At 64.6% G+C, this 16100-nt stretch carries 15 protein-coding genes; 11 read left to right on the top strand and 4 right to left on the bottom strand.

Annotated features, from left to right (window positions below):
* Positions 1-761: 761 nt before the first annotated feature.
* Both AB4Z47_RS28080 and AB4Z47_RS28075 read right to left on the bottom strand, forming a co-directional pair.
* Positions 762-1160 carry a hypothetical protein gene (locus AB4Z47_RS28080; RefSeq protein ID WP_441955275.1) on the bottom strand — a complete coding sequence of 133 codons (399 nt, stop codon included), beginning with the start codon at positions 1158-1160 and terminating at the stop codon, positions 762-764.
* Positions 1161-1382: 222 nt separating this feature from the next.
* The gene (locus AB4Z47_RS28075; protein ID WP_441955274.1) at positions 1383-2633 is read right to left on the bottom strand and encodes a GAF domain-containing protein; all 1251 of its coding nucleotides are present in this window, start codon (positions 2631-2633) and stop codon (positions 1383-1385) included.
* A 353-nt stretch (positions 2634-2986) separates the two neighbouring features.
* On the opposite strand from AB4Z47_RS28075, the gene AB4Z47_RS28070 reads away from it, so the two are divergent.
* The 3 genes from AB4Z47_RS28070 to AB4Z47_RS28060 all read left to right on the top strand — a co-directional run bounded on the left by AB4Z47_RS28070 (position 2987) and on the right by AB4Z47_RS28060 (position 5049).
* Entirely contained in the window at positions 2987-3880 is an 894-nt protein-coding gene (locus AB4Z47_RS28070) for an alpha/beta fold hydrolase (RefSeq protein ID WP_441955272.1), read from the top strand.
* A 273-nt stretch (positions 3881-4153) separates the two neighbouring features.
* On the top strand, positions 4154-4603 hold the full coding sequence (locus AB4Z47_RS28065; RefSeq protein ID WP_441955270.1) for a DUF4254 domain-containing protein: 450 nt from the start codon (positions 4154-4156) through the stop codon (positions 4601-4603).
* Positions 4600-5049, top strand: coding sequence for a DUF4254 domain-containing protein (locus tag AB4Z47_RS28060; protein WP_441955268.1), 450 nt, complete (start codon positions 4600-4602; stop codon positions 5047-5049). The genes AB4Z47_RS28065 and AB4Z47_RS28060 overlap by 4 nt, the downstream gene beginning before the upstream one ends.
* A 34-nt stretch (positions 5050-5083) precedes the next feature.
* On the opposite strand, the gene AB4Z47_RS28055 is transcribed toward AB4Z47_RS28060, so the two are convergent.
* Positions 5084-6280 carry a cytochrome P450 gene (locus AB4Z47_RS28055; RefSeq protein ID WP_441955266.1) on the bottom strand — a complete coding sequence of 399 codons (1197 nt, stop codon included), beginning with the start codon at positions 6278-6280 and terminating at the stop codon, positions 5084-5086.
* Positions 6281-6725: 445 nt separating this feature from the next.
* Here AB4Z47_RS28055 and AB4Z47_RS28050 point away from each other — a divergent pair, with 445 nt between their 5' ends.
* The 3 genes from AB4Z47_RS28050 to AB4Z47_RS28040 all read left to right on the top strand — a co-directional run bounded on the left by AB4Z47_RS28050 (position 6726) and on the right by AB4Z47_RS28040 (position 8918).
* Complete coding sequence (locus tag AB4Z47_RS28050) at positions 6726-8195, top strand: cytochrome P450 (RefSeq protein ID WP_441955264.1); 1470 nt, start codon at positions 6726-6728, stop codon at positions 8193-8195.
* Complete coding sequence (locus AB4Z47_RS28045; RefSeq protein ID WP_441955262.1) at positions 8192-8380, top strand: ferredoxin; 189 nt, start codon at positions 8192-8194, stop codon at positions 8378-8380. The genes AB4Z47_RS28050 and AB4Z47_RS28045 overlap by 4 nt, the downstream gene beginning before the upstream one ends.
* A gap of 304 nt (positions 8381-8684) precedes the next feature.
* On the top strand, positions 8685-8918 hold the full coding sequence (locus AB4Z47_RS28040) for a hypothetical protein (protein WP_441955260.1): 234 nt from the start codon (positions 8685-8687) through the stop codon (positions 8916-8918).
* Positions 8919-8948: 30 nt separating this feature from the next.
* Here the strand turns inward: AB4Z47_RS28040 and AB4Z47_RS28035 are convergent, their stop codons facing one another.
* A complete protein-coding gene (locus AB4Z47_RS28035) occupies positions 8949-9686 on the bottom strand; it encodes a uracil-DNA glycosylase (protein WP_441955258.1) in 738 nt (245 codons plus the stop codon).
* 360 nt (positions 9687-10046) lie between these two features.
* Between AB4Z47_RS28035 and AB4Z47_RS28030 the strand changes: the two genes are divergently transcribed.
* The 5 genes from AB4Z47_RS28030 (at position 10047) to AB4Z47_RS28010 (ending at position 15951) form a co-directional block, all read left to right on the top strand.
* Positions 10047-10490 (top strand): GyrI-like domain-containing protein, encoded by a 444-nt coding sequence (locus tag AB4Z47_RS28030; RefSeq protein WP_441955256.1) that lies wholly within the window; start codon positions 10047-10049, stop codon positions 10488-10490.
* Complete coding sequence (locus AB4Z47_RS28025; protein WP_441955254.1) at positions 10487-10921, top strand: effector binding domain-containing protein; 435 nt, start codon at positions 10487-10489, stop codon at positions 10919-10921. Before AB4Z47_RS28030 ends, AB4Z47_RS28025 begins: the two co-directional genes overlap by 4 nt.
* 249 nt (positions 10922-11170) lie before the next feature.
* The gene (locus tag AB4Z47_RS28020; protein WP_441955252.1) at positions 11171-11941 is read left to right on the top strand and encodes a hypothetical protein; all 771 of its coding nucleotides are present in this window, start codon (positions 11171-11173) and stop codon (positions 11939-11941) included.
* Positions 11931-14066 carry an Rv1355c family protein gene (locus tag AB4Z47_RS28015; RefSeq protein ID WP_441955250.1) on the top strand — a complete coding sequence of 712 codons (2136 nt, stop codon included), beginning with the start codon at positions 11931-11933 and terminating at the stop codon, positions 14064-14066. Before AB4Z47_RS28020 ends, AB4Z47_RS28015 begins: the two co-directional genes overlap by 11 nt.
* A 67-nt stretch (positions 14067-14133) precedes the next feature.
* Positions 14134-15951 (top strand): putative bifunctional diguanylate cyclase/phosphodiesterase, encoded by a 1818-nt coding sequence (locus AB4Z47_RS28010; protein WP_441955277.1) that lies wholly within the window; start codon positions 14134-14136, stop codon positions 15949-15951.
* Positions 15952-16100: the final 149 nt, after the last annotated feature.

The raw sequence follows: 16100 nt of genomic DNA, 5'->3' as shown, positions 1-16100 counted from the left end.
CACGCCGAAGACGATCCAACCCCCGCGTCGTCAAACGCAAAATCCTCAAATGGGCAGCAAAACGCACCCATCACACCCAGCACCCGCAACCGACTCACGACCCGAAACTCACAATCAAAGCACCTTAACTGAACGGTATTGAGGCTAAGACCCAGCACCCACCCGGCGGGCGCATTCCCGTAATCCTGTCTCGATACGGACGCACCGCCAGCAGTGAGCCGCCAGCGGTGACCATCACCCCGCCGGGTGGCGTGCCACCAACGACAGCACACACGGCAGGGGTGAAACACGATGGGGTTCAACTGGTGGCGCGAGCCCGAGCCAGACGACACATCAGTTCAAGCGATCATCGATCGCGTGCAGGACGAGTGGCGAGCGCAGCGCCGACGCGAACGCGTTCGCACCGAGCTGCCCGACGCGGGGGTGTGGCCTACCGGGTGGCCGCATGAGGCACCGGATCACCCGCTCACCAGTCCCGAAGCGCACCTGACCATGCAGCGGCACAGAGACTGTCGCACCGACCAATGTCCGCGCAAGGCAGCAGCTCGCCAAGTACTGATTGACACCGGGCGAATGAAGCCTGACACGTCCAGGGAGCCTTAGTGACGTTCGTGCACGACGGTATGCGGTCCGAGGCGAGACTTAACCGATCGCTCAGCCGACAGCGGTGCTCCACGTCTCGATCCTCACGTTGCTTCAGATGATCGGCCCGAAGTTTCCGGGCAGATCAAATGATCACCAAGACCGGCTGGCCGAGCTGATCAACTATTGAACTCCAGTCGTTCCCACTGGAGCGCTGCTCGCCAGCGCTCTCGCTGGAACGCCCAGTCTTGGACCACCTTCACCACAGCGTCGAACGCGGGTGAGAAGGCGCTGTCCCACGGCGCATCATCGCTGACCACAGAGCGGAAATGCGCATCCGGCCCACCGTCGCGGAACTCGATGATGTAGCTGTGGCCGTCGTCCGGGCTCACTTGCTCGTCGAGATGCAGCTGTATGTAGTAGTCACCAGGATCGGGCCCATCGAGCCGGTCGACCACCACGAACGGAACGCTCAGATTCAGGTCCGCGATGATGTCGTGCAGGTCCTCCGCGGAAGGGTTGTCGATAGTGCGATAAGAATCCGTCACGACGATCCGCGTGGTCGAGTCTTCAGCCACCTGGACAACAGTACGGAATTGCGGTCGACGCGATCATCCGCGAGTCCCGGATGACTGGTTTCGCCACCGCCGAATTCTTCATCCTTACTGTGGTGGTGGCCGCCGTCGCCGTACTCTGCGCGGTGTCGCATCCGATCGCGATACCGTGACTGACGGTCTGCTCCGCCGTCGCACTGGCAATTCGGGACGATGCCCACCGGCGACGGTCCGCCCCAGAACTGACTACCCCGCCGAGCCGCTGGACGACAGCCGGTCACGGAGTTGCTCCCGCAGCCGCCGAACGCCAGGGGCCTGTGATGCCGGTAGTAATTCGCCCGGGTAGCCGCCCGGAAGATCGCCCACGGGTCTTTTCGCGACTTCTGCACCTGGCTGTTGGAAATCGGCGCCGATTCGGCTGTCGAGGCGGTAGGGATCCGAGGACAGGCGATACCCGACAATTCGTCGAAGCCGTGCGAGTTCCGCTCGGACCGTCACTTCTTTTCCGGTGCTGCCGTACAGCTCTCGGGCCAAGGTTGCCGCGGTCAGTCCATCCGGATTGGCCAGCAGGAGAACTACCACCTCGCTGTGCCGGAGACTGAGTTCGTGAGCGATCCCGTCCATCCACAGTACGGCGCGGTCACGACCCAGCGCGCTCACTCGTGGGGCTAGTTCGCCCGAAATGTCGTTCGGCAGTGCGTAGACGGAGAACGGGCCGCTTGGCGACAGTCGTTCGACAACGACCCGACGTCCATCGGGCAGTCTGGTTACCCCCTCTATCACCGGTGCGGGCCACCTGGCGGGCAGCCACCCCGCCGGCGCCGCATGCAGCAATCGCCCCTCCTCCGACACAAGGGCACAGTGGTCGCCGACACGGTTGAGGACGCGGTCGAGGTAACGAATGCGCAATTCCGCATCACGTTGCCGGACAAGGTCACGCAGATGCGCCTCCGCGAGGCGGGCTGCCGTCGTAACCAACGGCAGCGCAAGCGAACTCGTGTTGCGGAGTTTGCTGGTGATGTCGACGACTCCGATCACCGCACCGGTGGCCGGGTCCCTGATGGGGGCCGCCGTGCAGGTGAAGTCCGCGGCAACGGACAGGTAGTGCTCGGTGCCGCGGACCTGGAAGGGTCTGCCGAGGGCCAGGGCTGTGCCGACGCCATTGGTACCTGCTTCGGTTTCGTGCCAGCGTGCTCCCGGGACGAGGTTTGCCCGTTCTGCCACATGGCGGGCGTCGGAATCGCCATGGACCCAGAGGAGATGGCCGTCGGCGTCGGCACCGAACAACACGTGGCCCGGCATCGACGCCGCAGTCTCCAGACTCGCGAACAGCGTCGGCCAGATGCTGGCCATCTGATGTTCGCGGCGCCAGGTGCGGACCTCGTCTTCAGCCAAACCTACTTGGGGAAGATGCCGGTCGGGATGCAGACCCCAGCGTTGCGCACGATCCCATGAGGCGCGTACATCCGCACGCACCAACTGCGTCTGCCTCGTCACCAACCGCGTCTGCCTCGTGTCATGCCAGTCGGCTCGGGATTGTCCCGCCGGTTTCCCCGCTGAATCGTTCACGGCGTCGAAAAGAGCCTAACCCTGTTGCAATCTCGCTGCAACGGCGACGTCATCGCTGCAACGTTTATGCAACCCCGCCTTTTCGCCTTGCTTTGCGAAGGCGGGCATGCCATGGGCGCGAAGGCGATTCTCATTATTTACGGCAGGACGATGAGCACCACATCCCGAGCTTCTCGGCAACCGTCGACCGCGCTGTCGAGTAATCGGGTGATCGCCGTAGACATTCCCGCTCTGCCGCAATGTGAGTAAGCCGGTCCGCAACCATTCGGCTCTCATGCAACGTGTACGCAACCCCTCGCAGCCGCCTTGGCCGGTGCCGGCGGGCACGCCATGGTACGAGAAGACAATTTTCCACGATCTGGAGGTCATTGATGCCCTACCTGGAACTGCCGGATGGCGTGCCGATGTACTACGAGGATCACGGTGCCGGTCGTCCCGTCGTGCTTATTCACGGCTGGACGATGAACTCCACTTTCTGGGCACAGAACGTCCCTGCGCTGTCAGAGGGCAATCGAGTGATCACGGTGGACCTGCGCGGACACGGTGCCTCCGGTAAGACCGACGATGGCCATACTCTGGCGCAGTACGCGCGCGACATCCGTAGCCTGCTGCAGCATCTCGCACTCGATGACGTGTGCCTGGTGGGCTGGTCGATGGGTGCCGCCGTGATATTCGCGTACGTGCGGCAATTCGGATGTGGGCAGTTGCGATCGGTGGTCTTCGTCGATCAGTCACCGCGTTTCCTCGGTACGCAGGGGTGGGACTTCCCGCTCCAAGGGGGCTATACCGAGAGTGACCTCGCAGTGTTCGTTCAGGCGGTGAAACACGCTCGCCCGTCGGTGATCAAGCCGTTCATCGCCGCCTGCTTCGCCGAAGCACCGCCTGGCGACGTGATCGACGCCGTGTATGCGGAGACGACGAAGATGTCGACTTCGGCGGCATGCGCCATTTGGTACGACATGGCCTTCGCCGATTTCCGGCCGGTACTGTCCGAGGTTACTGTGCCGACGCTGCTGATCTATGGTGCGCAAAGCAAGATATTCCCGGGCCCACTCGCCGAATGGCTTGCCTCGCAGCTTCCGAATGCGGAGGCAGTGCGGTTCGAGCAGAGCGGTCACGTACCGTTCTTCGAGGAACCGGAGCGCTTCAACAAAGCCCTCGCTGCATTTCTTTGAAATATGTCATGAAAGCCGTTTCCGTGACATTCCGAGGCCGCGGAAACGGCTTTCACGGCCTCGCTGCATCCATCCCGGTGGAAAGTGGCACAGGTGAGGTCGATGCTCAGTGCCGTACCGAGATCACCAATGAGGAACCATGGCCACCATCATCTCTCCAGCCGCTCGAGGCGCCGAACCAGGAACTGTCACAGGCGCTGTGAAAACTACAGCGGCAAGGGCATTCGAGAAATGAAGGCCGAACATCCGACGCAACGAACGATAGTAGACCGGATGGAACCGTTGCTGTCCGGCGAGGAGCTGCTGCGTGCCATCCGCGGTGACCGCGCTGGTGACCATCCGTTGGCGCGGTGGGCGTGCCTGCTCGCCGGCCTGCATCGCACAGCCATCGCCGACCACGATGAAGCGGTTGTGGCGCCCGAGAATGGTGGTGCGCGTGGCTATCTCGTGCATGCGATCGACGTGTGGACCGAGCAGCAGGTACCGCAGCACCATCAGGGTGTCGCACTGCACACCGAGACGCTCGGATCGGTGATCGATCGCATCGCAGACGCCAAGGTTCGTGCCGATGCCGTGCTCATGACCTGCGCGAACGCCGGAGATCCTCGGATGCACGCCGCTTGGTTCCGACTGGCCGAGCTGGTCGACGGATACAACGACCTGGTCGCGCAGGTGGTCGTCGGGGTGCGGCGACTGCCGGTACCGGCGGGGGAGGGCTGGTGACCACGCGGCGTCACGAGTGCATGCTGCCGGGCAAAGACTCGCTGCTGGAGGCGTGCCGAGGGTGGCCGAAGGGCCGCAATCCGATCCTTACCGCTGCCGGTGAACTCGCCGAGCTCCACGAGGTACGGTTGCGCCGACCAGCTGGGGAGACCGACGAGATCGATCGGGCACGGTTGCGGTGGGCGGAGGCCATCGACCGCTGGGTAGCGGTCATGACACCAGTGCCGTCGCCGCATGCGCTGCTGCACACCGAGACCGTGGGGCATATCGTCGACCGGATGGCTCAGCTCACGGCGCACGCATACTTGATGCTGACCAACGGGTTCGAGATGGTGTTCTACGACGTCCGGACCCAGCTCGACGATCTGGCCACCGGCTACGAGGATCTCGTCACCGAACTGCATGCCGGCACCCGACGCCTGCCCATTCAACTCGGCAGCCGGTAGCCGCTTCCGGCGCGTGTGGGAGATTGCGAGATTCTCAGTACTCGTTCAACGGAGCAGAGGGGGGAAAGGTGACCGGCAGAGCCGCCAAGGCCCGGTGGAAGGGACCAGGCCGCCAGGTCGGTGCGTCGGCCGGTATGGCCAGCTGGATCTCGGGCAGCGCATCGAGAAGCTGATCGATCGCGTCCTGAGCGATCAGGTAGGCCAGCGACTGCGCGGGGCAGGCGTGTGGGCCGATGCCCCACGCCAGATGCGAGCGATTGCCGGTGTGATTCTCGGTCCGGATCGCGGGGTCGTTGTTGCAGCCGGCCATGCTGATGAGGATCGGCTGATGCGCGGGCAGCCAGACGTCGTCGATGAGGATCGGCTGACGGGGATAGGTGGTGAGGAGGTTCGCCAGCGGCGGGTTGTCGAACAAGACTTCGTCCAGGGCGTCGCGGGTGGACAGGGTCCCGCCCAGGACACTTCCGCCGAAGCGTTCGTCGGTGAGGATCAGCAGCAGGGTGTTGCCGATCAGGTTCTGTTGCAGTTCGATCCCGGCGCCGTAGAAGCTCGTCAGCTGGTGGATCATTTCCAGTTCATCGAGTTCGGCCGGATGCCGCAGCAGTAGCGAGGTGATGTCGTTGCCAGGATGGGTCCGTTTGAGGGCCACCAGTTCCAGCAGCGCCTCGGCGATCATCTTGTTGCCGTCCTCGGCTTCGATCCCCTCGAGCATCGCGGCCATGCCTGCGGCGACCCGCTGTCCGATCTCCGGCGGGCAGCCGAGCAGGGAATCGGTGACCGCGAAGGCAAGCGGGAACGCGTACTGGCTGATCAGGTCGGCTGCACCGGCCTGGCAAAAGGTGTTGACCAGCGGGATGGCGATCTTCTCCACGGTGGCGTCGAGAGCGTACAGATCTACCGCGTCGATACTCATGGTGATTGCCTGCCGGTAGCGCAGGAGGACCGCTCCGTCGTTTCGACTCCCGTTGGGACGCCACTCCATAAGCGGCCGGACGGGGCAGTCGGCCGGGATGTTCTGCTGCCAGGTGCGCGGATCGGCAGGGAAGTGCTCGGGATCGTTGAGGATCCGCAGCGCGGTGTCATACCCGACCACCAACGTGGCCGGCACGCCCGGCGCCAGCTCAACCGGAGCCAAAGAGCCGTACTGTCTTCGCATTTCGTCGTAAGCACGGTGCGGATCCGAGGCGAATTCCGACGAGTACAGCGGCACCCTCGGACCTTCGGAAGCCATCGGCGAGCCGTGGACGACCGGACAGGTCGGAGTGTCCGCCCGGGACTGTGGCGTACTCAAGGATGTAACTCCAGATGTTCGTGTGTTCTGGGGACGCGGTCATCCGCGCATCCCCGTTTTCGGCCGCCGAACAACTGCTGCTACTTTGAGTAGCCTACTTTCCAAAGGTATTTCGTGCCAATTCTGCCGCGCCGCATCGGCTGCAGCCGATGCGAAGTATCGCGCGTCGAACCCGGTTGGTGAAGGCCCGATGGTGTTGAGGCGTGCTTCCTTGCCGCTCACGACCTGGCCTGCCGGGCCTGCGTGAGCCGCCGATGTCTTTGATCACGACTCCGGCGCAGTAGCAAGCCATCCCGTGAGCGCGGTACTCGATCGATCATCGCCACGGTGCGGATAGCTTCCGATATGGTCGGGGGGTTCGCAGTACCGCGAAGGGATGACTGCCATGAATCTTCTTGTGCCCCAGAAGATCAACCAGGTTACCGGTAATTTTCGCCAAACCCGGGCCCGACTGGCCTGGCGCGCACAGCGGGCGGGTGCGCGGCTGGCTGAGCGCTACCCCGTCTCGGCGCGGCCGCTGGCCGAGCCGCCATCGGGTAGCGGACTGAAACCGGTGTCGGGAGACTTCGGTCTTCCCGGAATCGGGTACACCCTGCATGCGTTGGCTGATCCGATTCGCTTCTCGCGCAAGAGATTCGATCAGTGGGGGCCGATTCAGTGGTTCGGGTTGCTCGGTCGCCGCGTGGTCGGGATCGGCAGTCCGGAGGGGCTCGAGGCGGTCATGATGGACCGGAACAAGGCATTGTCGGCGCAGCGCGGTTGGGAATTCCTGATCGGCCCATTCTTCCGCGGTGGGCTCCTGCTCCGCGATTTCGACGAGCACCTGTTCCATCGGCGCATCATGCAGCAGGCTTTCACCAGGCCACGGTTGATCGGCTACCTGGATCTGACCACCCCGCGGATCACCAGCGGGATCGCGGGCTGGCGGCCCGGCAGCGACTTCCGCGTGTACAGCGCTATCAAGAAACTGCTGCTCCAGCAGGCCACCGAGGTGTTCGCGGGCGCCGAACTCGGCACGGAGGCCGCCCGGTTGGAGCGTGCCTTCGAGGACGCGGTGCGCGGTGGAGCGGCGCTGATCCGGACGAACATGCCAGGCGGGGTGTGGGCCCGCGGTTTGCGCGGGCGGCGGACGCTCGAGAGATACTTACGCCGCGAGCTGCCGAACAAACGCGCGGGCAACGGCAACGATCTGTTCAGCGTGCTGTGCCGGGCGACCACGGAGGAGGGGCATACTTTCACCGACGCCGAGGTGGTCGAGCACATGATCTTCGTGATGATGGCCGCGCACGACACCAGCACCATCGCCGCGTCCATGCTGGTCTACGAGCTCGCAAGGCACCCCGAGTGGCAGGATCGGCTGCGGGGCGAATCCGTCGCGCTGGGGAAGCCTTCGCTCGACTACGACGATCTCGATCATCTGCCCTCGCTGGACCTCGCGTTCAAGGAGGCACTGCGGATCTATTCACCGGTGGCCCAGCAGGTGCGCGAAACCATCAGGGACACCGATATTCTCGGTTACTACCTGCCGAAAGGGACACTCGTCCTGAGCGGCACGTACGCCATCATGCGCACCGACGAGTACTGGCACGATGCGGATGTCTTCGACCCGGAACGTTTCGCCGACCACCGCCGTGAGGACAAGTCCCACCGCTTCGCATGGGCTCCTTTCGGTGGTGGCGCGCACAAATGCATCGGCCTCTACTTCGGTGCGATGACCGTGAAAGCTCTTGTGCACCAAATGCTGTTGAACTATCGCTGGAGCATTTCCGACGGCTACCGGGTGCCCCTGGTCGCAGGAACCGGCCCTACGCCCGCTGATGGACTGCCGATTCGTCTGGAACGGATCGCCCGATGAAGATCATCGCCGATCGTGCGATCTGCGAGGGGCACGGCATGTGCGAAGCTCTGTCGCCCGATGTATTTCGCGTCGGCGACGATGGGATCGTCGTTCCGCTCGCCGATGCGGTCTCCGCGTCAGATCGCGCGCTGATCGAACTCGCCGTCGACAGCTGCCCGGTCCAGGCACTGCGGCTGGGCTGAGAATGCCGACACGATCGCCGTGACCAGCACGATCTCGGTCAAGGCACTGGTTCGACGCCACCACACGCCGGCGGAACGCGGCCATCGAAGACCCCATCACACCTCCACGTCGAACACGAGCGATTGTGCCGGGCCGCGATGTGCGTGCCAGGCCGTCGGACTGCACCTTGCGTGGCTTGCCGGTCCCATCGTGGCATCGGAACCCGTACCCGCATTCTCTTCCGCGTCCGTTTCGGACCGGCACCTGTGGGTACCGCGAAGCGGGACTGGCTGTCAACCGATTCGAGAGGAGAGGTGATGCCCCATGGCCACCTGCGACACCTGCGGAAACGAGTACGACAAGACGTTCACGATCACCCGTGACGGTCAATCAGCCATCTTCGACAGCTTCGAATGCGCGATCACCGCGCTCGCCCCGGTGTGCACGCACTGCTCGTGCCGGATTCTCGGGCACGGCGTCGAGGCGAGTGGAGACTATTTCTGCTGCGCGCACTGCGCTCACGAGGCGGGACACCCGGCCTTGGTCGACCACGTCTAGGCCGAAGGAGTGGGACTGAGCTGAAACGTCTCACCGGCGAGGTCCGGGCGCGGAGTGTCCACCGATCCCCGCGGCCGCCGCCGCGTCGCTGAGCACTGCCTCGAGCATGGCCGGCGTGAGCCGTCCGGTGAAGGTGTTCTGCTGGCTCACGTGATAGCAGCCGAACAGGTGCAGCGGCGCCCGGTCGACGTCGACCGGAGCCATCTGCACGTGCGCTCCGTGGCCGAACTTCGGCCGCGGCCGCGGCACGACCCAGCCGGCGTCGGCCAGCACCGGGAGCAGTGCCTGCCAGCCGAACGCCCCGAGCACCACCACCGAACGCAGTGTCGGTGTCAGCAACGACAATTCGGTGTCCAACCAGTGACGGCAGCGGTCCCGCTCGTCGGTGGTCGGCTTGTTGCCCGGTGGGGCGCAGTGCACCGGGGCGGTGACCCGCACGCCGGACAGCCGTAGCCCGTCGTCGACGCTGGTGGCGGTCGGCTGGTTGGCCAGGCCCACGGCATACAGAGCGGCGAAGAGCACGTCTCCGCTGCGGTCTCCGGTGAACATGCGCCCCGTCCGGTTGCCGCCGTGTGCGGCGGGCGCCAGCCCGACGATCAGCATCCGCGCGTCCGCCGGCCCGAATCCGGGAACCGCACGGCCCCAATAGGTTTGGTCACGGAAGGCGGCGCGTTTTTCCCTGGCGGCCAACTCGCGCCATGCGACCAGACGCGGGCAGGCGAAGCAGTCCGCGACCGCGGCGTCGAGTTCGGCGATGGTGCGGCACATGTCAGCTCGGGGTGCGGGCAGGGTGGTTGTAGGCCGCGCGGTGTCGCACTCCGGTGCTCCAGGTGGTGCAGCTCGGGCTGTCGTGCATAAGACTCCGTTCGGTGGTAGCTGCGCTGCCACATGATCGGCGAGTCGGACCATCATGCTCACTATGCATCACCGAGCGCGGCTTGATCGGCTCTTTTCCACTCGAACCGGGTCGTATCCACCGGTCATCCGTCCAGTTCAGTGAGGTGGTGGCGGCAGATAACGAGCCGGACATATGTGATCGGTACCACCCGGTCCGTGTTGGTAGCATGGCGTTCCTAACCGACCGGATGTGGGTTCTCACCCCCGGATTCACCTCGAAAGAGTCCTTCCATGCAGTTTGAAATCGTCGAGCGGGACGAGACGTGGGTTGCCGGGCTGCCGGTACGCAGCCCGAAGCGTGCGCTCGGAGAACTGCGTGACCGTGATCTGGAGGCCGCGTGGGCGGCCGTTTTGCACCAGGAGCTCGGCGGGCCGCTGGCCAGCGCTTACACCGACTACTCCGGCGAGCTCGGCACCTACAACACGCAGATCGTCGGCTATCAGTGCGCGTCGTTCGACAAAGTCACCCGCGGTCACCTGGTCGCCCGGCTGCGGCGTGGCCGCTACGCTCGGTTCTCCTCGGTCGGTAACTTCCCGCAGGTGATGACCGACCTTTGGACGCAGATTGCCTACGCCGAGGAACACAGACAGATCAAACGGACGTATACCGGCGATTTCGAGAGCTATCCGCACGCGTACAAGATCGATCTCTACCTGGCGGTCGAGGCGCGATGACCTATGCGATCGTGGTGCGTGCCGAGGCGATCTACGGCGGGCTGGTCGTTCCGCGGGTGCGCCCGAGTTTCAAGGTCAGCAACAGCGACCTGATCGATTTCCTCAAGGACCGGCTGCGTGACCGGGTGGGCGCAGATCACCCGATGTACACGGTGTACGTGCCCGATCCGGCCGGGAACTACAACGCGGTGGTCTGCTTCGAATACCCGGCGGCGGAGGCTGTTCCGGTGGGTGACGTCCTGGTGCGTGTGCCGAAGGGCGTCTACGCCCGTTTCGCGCCGAACGGTGACTATCACGATCCGGTGGAGGATGTGTGGGCGCAGGTCGACGACGCGACGGCGTCGGCCGAAATCACCCGTGCCTACCGTGAAGAGATCGAGATCTGGCGGGGGCCGGAGTCTGTCGAGTTGTTCATTTCCATCCTCGTCTAGATTGCTAGTCAATAGCTGTTCAAGAACCGACTGGTCTCCCCGTTCTTTTCGGTCTCCGCCTTGGTCGTCCTGACCTGCCAAAAGATCCCCTCTCGGCCAGAGTTTTCGGAAGATTAGCCGGACGGCTGGCCAATTCCTGTCGGATGACGGATACTGCCCTGGGCAACGTCATCTCGGCTCATGAGCCGCGGGGTGCTGCATGAGGCTGGACTATCGCGCATTGCGGCGCGGCGATGGAGTGGGAACAACATGACTGTGGAAGTGATTGCAGTCGTGCCGGCGGACTCTCTTGGGCGGGGAGTGCTGCGGTATTACGACGGGCAATCCGAATGCGTGTTCTTTGTCTCCCAACCGGATGCCAGGCCGGTGCTCTGGAGCGGATATCTGGACGGAGCGCTGGAGGTTTACCGGCGTTTCGGAGTGGAACACGCACTCGAATACGACGCGGTCGCCGACGGCCGGTCGACTTCGCTGTTCTTCGTCGCAGTCGACTCCGCAGGGAAGGTGGTCGCCGGCGTGCGGCTGCAAGGGCCCTATATGGATGTCAGGCAGGCGCACGCATTGGTCGAGTGGGGAGGCCATGCCGGCGAGGATGATCTGCACACGATGATTGCCGATCGGATCTCGGAGGGCGTGGTCGAGGCCAAGGGCGCATGGGTCGCTCGCGATGCGGCACACCGCTCCGAGTTGAGCGCTGCCATCTCGCGCACGGTGCTGCACGGCGCGCGCTTGCTCGGGGCGCGTTACGGCTTCGCCACGGTGGCCTCCTTCACCGTGGCCAGACATCAGGCATGCGGAGCGGTGCCCGCCGAGCGAATCCCCGCGGTGCCGTATCCGGACGAGCGATACCAGACCGTCCCGCTGTGGTGGGACACCCGGACATATCAGGCGTTCGGCGAGGAATCGCAGCGGTCGCTGGTCGAGCACGAGCAGGATGCGCTCGGCATGCCGGGGGCCGGTCCGGAGGTGTGGCCGGGGTCGGGAAGGGGTAGGGAGGCTCGGCACCGACATGGGCGATGACCGGAGCCGGATGGCGCATCATCGGCCACTGATTCTCGACCGGACCGACCCGGAAGACGCTCGGACACTTGCCGCGCTGCACGCGGATCCGCACCTCGACTTCACCGACCTTCGGGGGTTGCTGCGTGCTGAAATCGGCAAAATGGTTGCCGCGCCGAATATTTCGGAGGGGCCCGAGGCGGACCGGTGGATCTACTATCCGTGGCGCGCCGCGGTGATCGGATTGCCGGGCCCGCGAACTTTCCGAATGATTCGGCTGGACCGAAACCGGAACAAGCTGACCAGAGCAGAGCAGGAGCGCCTGGCAAACCTCGCGATCGGAATTATCGGGCAAAGTGCAGGACATGCCATCGCGCACCTTCTCGCACTCGAAGGTATATGCGGAAGTTTGCGATTGGCAGACCTGGACGATATCGAGTTGTCCAATCTGAACCGGGTTCCGGGAACGCTGTTCGACATCGGCGTCAATAAGGCGGTCGTAACGGCACGGCGGATTGCCGAACTGGATCCCTATCTGCCGGTGGAGATCTTCGGCGCAGGCGTCGACGACAATTCGGTGGACGAGTTCGTGGACGGTCTCTCGATCATCGTCGAGGAATGTGATTCCCTCGATATGAAGCTCGTGATCCGAGAGGCGGCCGCAAGGCACGGTATTCCGTTACTGATGGAGACGAGTGACCGGGGTTTGCTGGATGTCGAGCGTTTCGATATCGAGCCACAGCGCCCCACATTCCACGGTTTGCTCGGCGATATCCACGCGGCCGACCTGCGCGGGCTGACCGCCAGGCAGAAGGCTCCGTTCGTGGTGAAGCTGCTCGGTGCCACCGGGCTGTCGCCGCGGCTCGGCGCGAGCCTGGTCGAAGTCGGTGAGACGGTGACCAGCTGGCCGCAGCTGGCCGGCGACGTCACCCTGGGCGCCGCGAGCGTCGCCGCGGCCGTCCGGCGCATCGGACTCGGGATGACGCTGAACTCCGGTCGCGTCCGCGTGGATCTGGAGCGACATCTGGACGAGTTGGCCGACCCGTCGCCAACCGGTGGACAGGTCTGGGCGGAGGCCGCGGACGAATCCGCCGGCGGCCCGATCGACAGCGTGCTCGCGTGTGCACAGCGCGCGCCGTCCGGGGGAAACATGCAGCCCTGGTCACTGCGCGCCGAGTCGGGTGATATTCGCATCGAGCTGGCGCCGGAATACACGGCGGCGATGGATATCGGCTATCGCGGCAGCGCCGTCGCGCTCGGCGCGGCCGTGTACAACGCGCGCGTCGCGGCCGCCGCGCACGGCATTCTCGGCCCGCACGAGTTCATCGAGGGCGCGCCGGGGTCCGGCGAGCTCGTCGCGAATCTTCGGCTTGGCAGTGACCGGAATCCGGTGCTCGCCGCCAACTATCCCGCGGTTTTGCGCCGCGCGACCAACCGCCGGGTCGGCACCGGCGCCCGTCTGGCCGACGGCGTGCTGGATTCGCTTGTCGCGACCGCCGAATCGGCTGGTGCGCATCTTCGCGCTGTGGTCGATCGACCGGGAATCGAACAAGCTGCACGTTTGCTGGGCGACTCTGATCGAATCCGCTATCTCACGCCGCGATTATACGAGGAAATGCTCGCCGAAGTCCGCTGGCCCGACGACGATCCGGAAACCGGGATCGATGCGCGCAGCCTCGAACTCACCGACGACGAGTGGGCGGCATTCGAGATCATCACGCGCGCCGATGTCATGGCGCAGTTGCGATCCTGGTCGGGTGGTGCGGCTCTGGGGAAATACACCTGCGATCGCGTGCTGTCCAGCTCCGCCATTGTGGCAGTCACATTCGATGGCGCGAACCCGCGGTTGACCGAGTATGCCGAGGCAGGCGCCGCGGCTGCCTCGGTTTGGGTGCAGGCCGAGCGGCTCGGATTGTGTGTGCAACCGATTTCGCCCGTATACCTGTATGCCCGACGCCCTGGCGAACTTACCGCGATTTCCCCCGACTTCGTGGATACACTAGCGTCACTTCAGGGCCGTTTCCTGAACCTGCTGGAAGTGCCTGAGCATGAGATCATGGCGTTGGTGCTTCGCCTGAGCTACGCCTCCGCCGCCACGGTTCGCAGCAGGCGGCGTCCGGTGCTCGGTGTGGACACCAGTAGCTAGCGCGATCGGAGACAATGTGCCACGGCGGACACTCGACTCGTTGGTGACCCAGGTCGCCTCGGAGCTGATGGGTGTGGACGCCACGACGATGGTGGCAGCGACCGAACGTGTGCTCGCTCAATTGGTCGAATACTTCGACGTCGATTTCAGCTATGTGCGACACACCGACCGCGAACGTCGAGCAACCATCCTCATTGCGGAGTGGCCGCACCGGCAGAACGTGCCCGATCCGGACCCGCTGGGTGTGATCTATTTCGACACGGCCGACCCGGTATTCCGCGCGCTGGAGAATGCGACCGAGCCGATGGTCGCGCGTCCGACTCCGGAGTTCGCCGATTACCAGGAGACGGTCCGGCGGGCGTCCGGCATTGCGGCGGTGACCTCGGCGGCAGTGCCGCTGCTGTCCAGGGGTGAGCCGACCGGTGCCCTCGGATTCGTCAAGGAGGGTGATCGGAAGTGGAGCACTCGCGAACTCAACGTCCTCAAGGCCATCGCGGCGCTCTTCGCTCAGTTGCAGGCGCGGGTGGTCGCCGAGGAACGGCTCCGATATATCGCGCTGCACGACGACCTGACCGGGCTGGCCAATCGGCGCGCACTGCTCGAGCATATGGAAGAAAGATTGCGTACCGGTAGCCCCGGCCCAGTGGCGGCCTTCTTCCTCGATCTCGATCGCTTGAAGGCACTCAACGATTTCCTCGGTCACACCGCGGGGGACAACTTCATACGCACGCTGTCGACCCGGCTGCGGGAGAACCTGGACCCGAACGACATGATCGCCCGACTGGGCGGCGACGAATTCGTCATCGTTCCCGCCAAACCCATGGACGCGGTGGCCGCCGAGTGCGAGGCGAACCGCATCCAGCAGTTGATCGCCCGGCGTGTCACCGTCGGCGGAGAGTCCGTCAGTCGCGCTGCCAGCGTCGGCGTGGCGCTCGGTAATCCGGGCGAGACCACCGTTGCCGACGTGCTCCGTCGCGCCGATCACGCGCTGCTCTCGGCGAAGTCCGGCGGCGGCAACGGCGTCGCGGTGTTCACCGACACCATGCGCGCACAGTTCGAACTACAAGACGATGTCGAACTCAACCTGCGCGGCGCCGTCTCGGACGGCTCGCTGCTGCTGCACTATCAGCCCGAAGTAGACCTGCGCACCGGCCGCATCGTCGCCCTGGAGGCGCTGGTTCGCTGGTTGCATCCGACCAGGGGACTGTTGCCGCCCGGCGCGTTCGTCACTGTCGCCGAGGCCACCAATCTGGCAGGTGAGCTGGGGCGCTGGGTGATCCGGTCGGCGTGTGCGCAGTTCGCCGAATGGCGGCGCCGCGGCTTGGCAGCCAATGTCGTGATGCGGATCAACGTGTCACCGGTGCAGCTGGTCAGCCTCGATTTCGTCGAGCGTATCGAAGACATCCTGCGGCTGTTCGGCATCGACGGAAGTTCGGTATGTCTCGAGATCACCGAGCACGTCGTGGTGCAGGATCTGGCCAGAACCCAGGTCACGCTGCGCGGACTGAAGCGAATGGGTGTGCAGATCGCCATCGACGACTTCGGCACCGGATACAGCTCGCTGTCGCACCTCAAAGCGCTGCCCGTAGACGCGGTGAAGATCGATCGGGGTTTCGTGCAGCGCCTCGGCGCGAGCACGGACGATCTGGCCATCGTGAAATCCATTATCGGCCTTGCCGGCTCGTTCGGCCTCGGTGTGGTCGGCGAAGGCGTGGAGACCGCGGTCGCCGCGCGGACCCTGGTCGGCCTCGGATGCTATCGGGCGCAGGGATTCCTGATCGCGCGGCCGATGCCCGCCGAGCAGGTCGAAGCCCATCTCTCCGTCGGCAAGATTGCGCTCGACCTCGAGCTTCCCCGCGCGAGTCGCGGATTGCCCACGCACTGAATCGCGGCCCGCGTGCCCGGCAATCCGTGACTGCTTGTCGAAACGCTCCGGAAATCCAAGGGACGACGACCCTTGTCGTCGAGGGCGTCGTGACCATAGGTCGGGTCGATCCGGTGGTCAGCCGGTTCTTTCATGGTTGTTCACGCGCC

It is taken from the genome of Nocardia sp. 2TAF39, from assembly GCF_052114905.1.
Taxonomy (GTDB): domain Bacteria; phylum Actinomycetota; class Actinomycetes; order Mycobacteriales; family Mycobacteriaceae; genus Nocardia.
The sequence above is the reverse complement of the archived record's forward strand: the minus strand, read 5'-3'. Positions and strand labels throughout refer to the sequence as shown.

What these genes read in the sequence shown, in the direction of transcription:
- AB4Z47_RS28065 (WP_441955270.1), top strand. Translation starts at nt 4,154, where the DNA reads ATGGAACCGTTGCTGTCCGGCGAGGAGCTGCTGCGTGCCATCCGCGGT.
- AB4Z47_RS28055 (WP_441955266.1), bottom strand. Translation starts at nt 6,280, where the DNA reads ATGGCTTCCGAAGGTCCGAGGGTGCCGCTGTACTCGTCGGAATTCGCC.
- AB4Z47_RS28050 (WP_441955264.1), top strand. Translation starts at nt 6,726, where the DNA reads ATGAATCTTCTTGTGCCCCAGAAGATCAACCAGGTTACCGGTAATTTT.
- AB4Z47_RS28045 (WP_441955262.1), top strand. Translation starts at nt 8,192, where the DNA reads ATGAAGATCATCGCCGATCGTGCGATCTGCGAGGGGCACGGCATGTGC.
- AB4Z47_RS28040 (WP_441955260.1), top strand. Translation starts at nt 8,685, where the DNA reads ATGGCCACCTGCGACACCTGCGGAAACGAGTACGACAAGACGTTCACG.
- AB4Z47_RS28035 (WP_441955258.1), bottom strand. Translation starts at nt 9,686, where the DNA reads ATGTGCCGCACCATCGCCGAACTCGACGCCGCGGTCGCGGACTGCTTC.
- AB4Z47_RS28030 (WP_441955256.1), top strand. Translation starts at nt 10,047, where the DNA reads ATGCAGTTTGAAATCGTCGAGCGGGACGAGACGTGGGTTGCCGGGCTG.
- AB4Z47_RS28025 (WP_441955254.1), top strand. Translation starts at nt 10,487, where the DNA reads ATGACCTATGCGATCGTGGTGCGTGCCGAGGCGATCTACGGCGGGCTG.
- AB4Z47_RS28020 (WP_441955252.1), top strand. Translation starts at nt 11,171, where the DNA reads ATGACTGTGGAAGTGATTGCAGTCGTGCCGGCGGACTCTCTTGGGCGG.
- AB4Z47_RS28015 (WP_441955250.1), top strand. Translation starts at nt 11,931, where the DNA reads ATGGGCGATGACCGGAGCCGGATGGCGCATCATCGGCCACTGATTCTC.
- AB4Z47_RS28010 (WP_441955277.1), top strand. Translation starts at nt 14,134, where the DNA reads ATGGGTGTGGACGCCACGACGATGGTGGCAGCGACCGAACGTGTGCTC.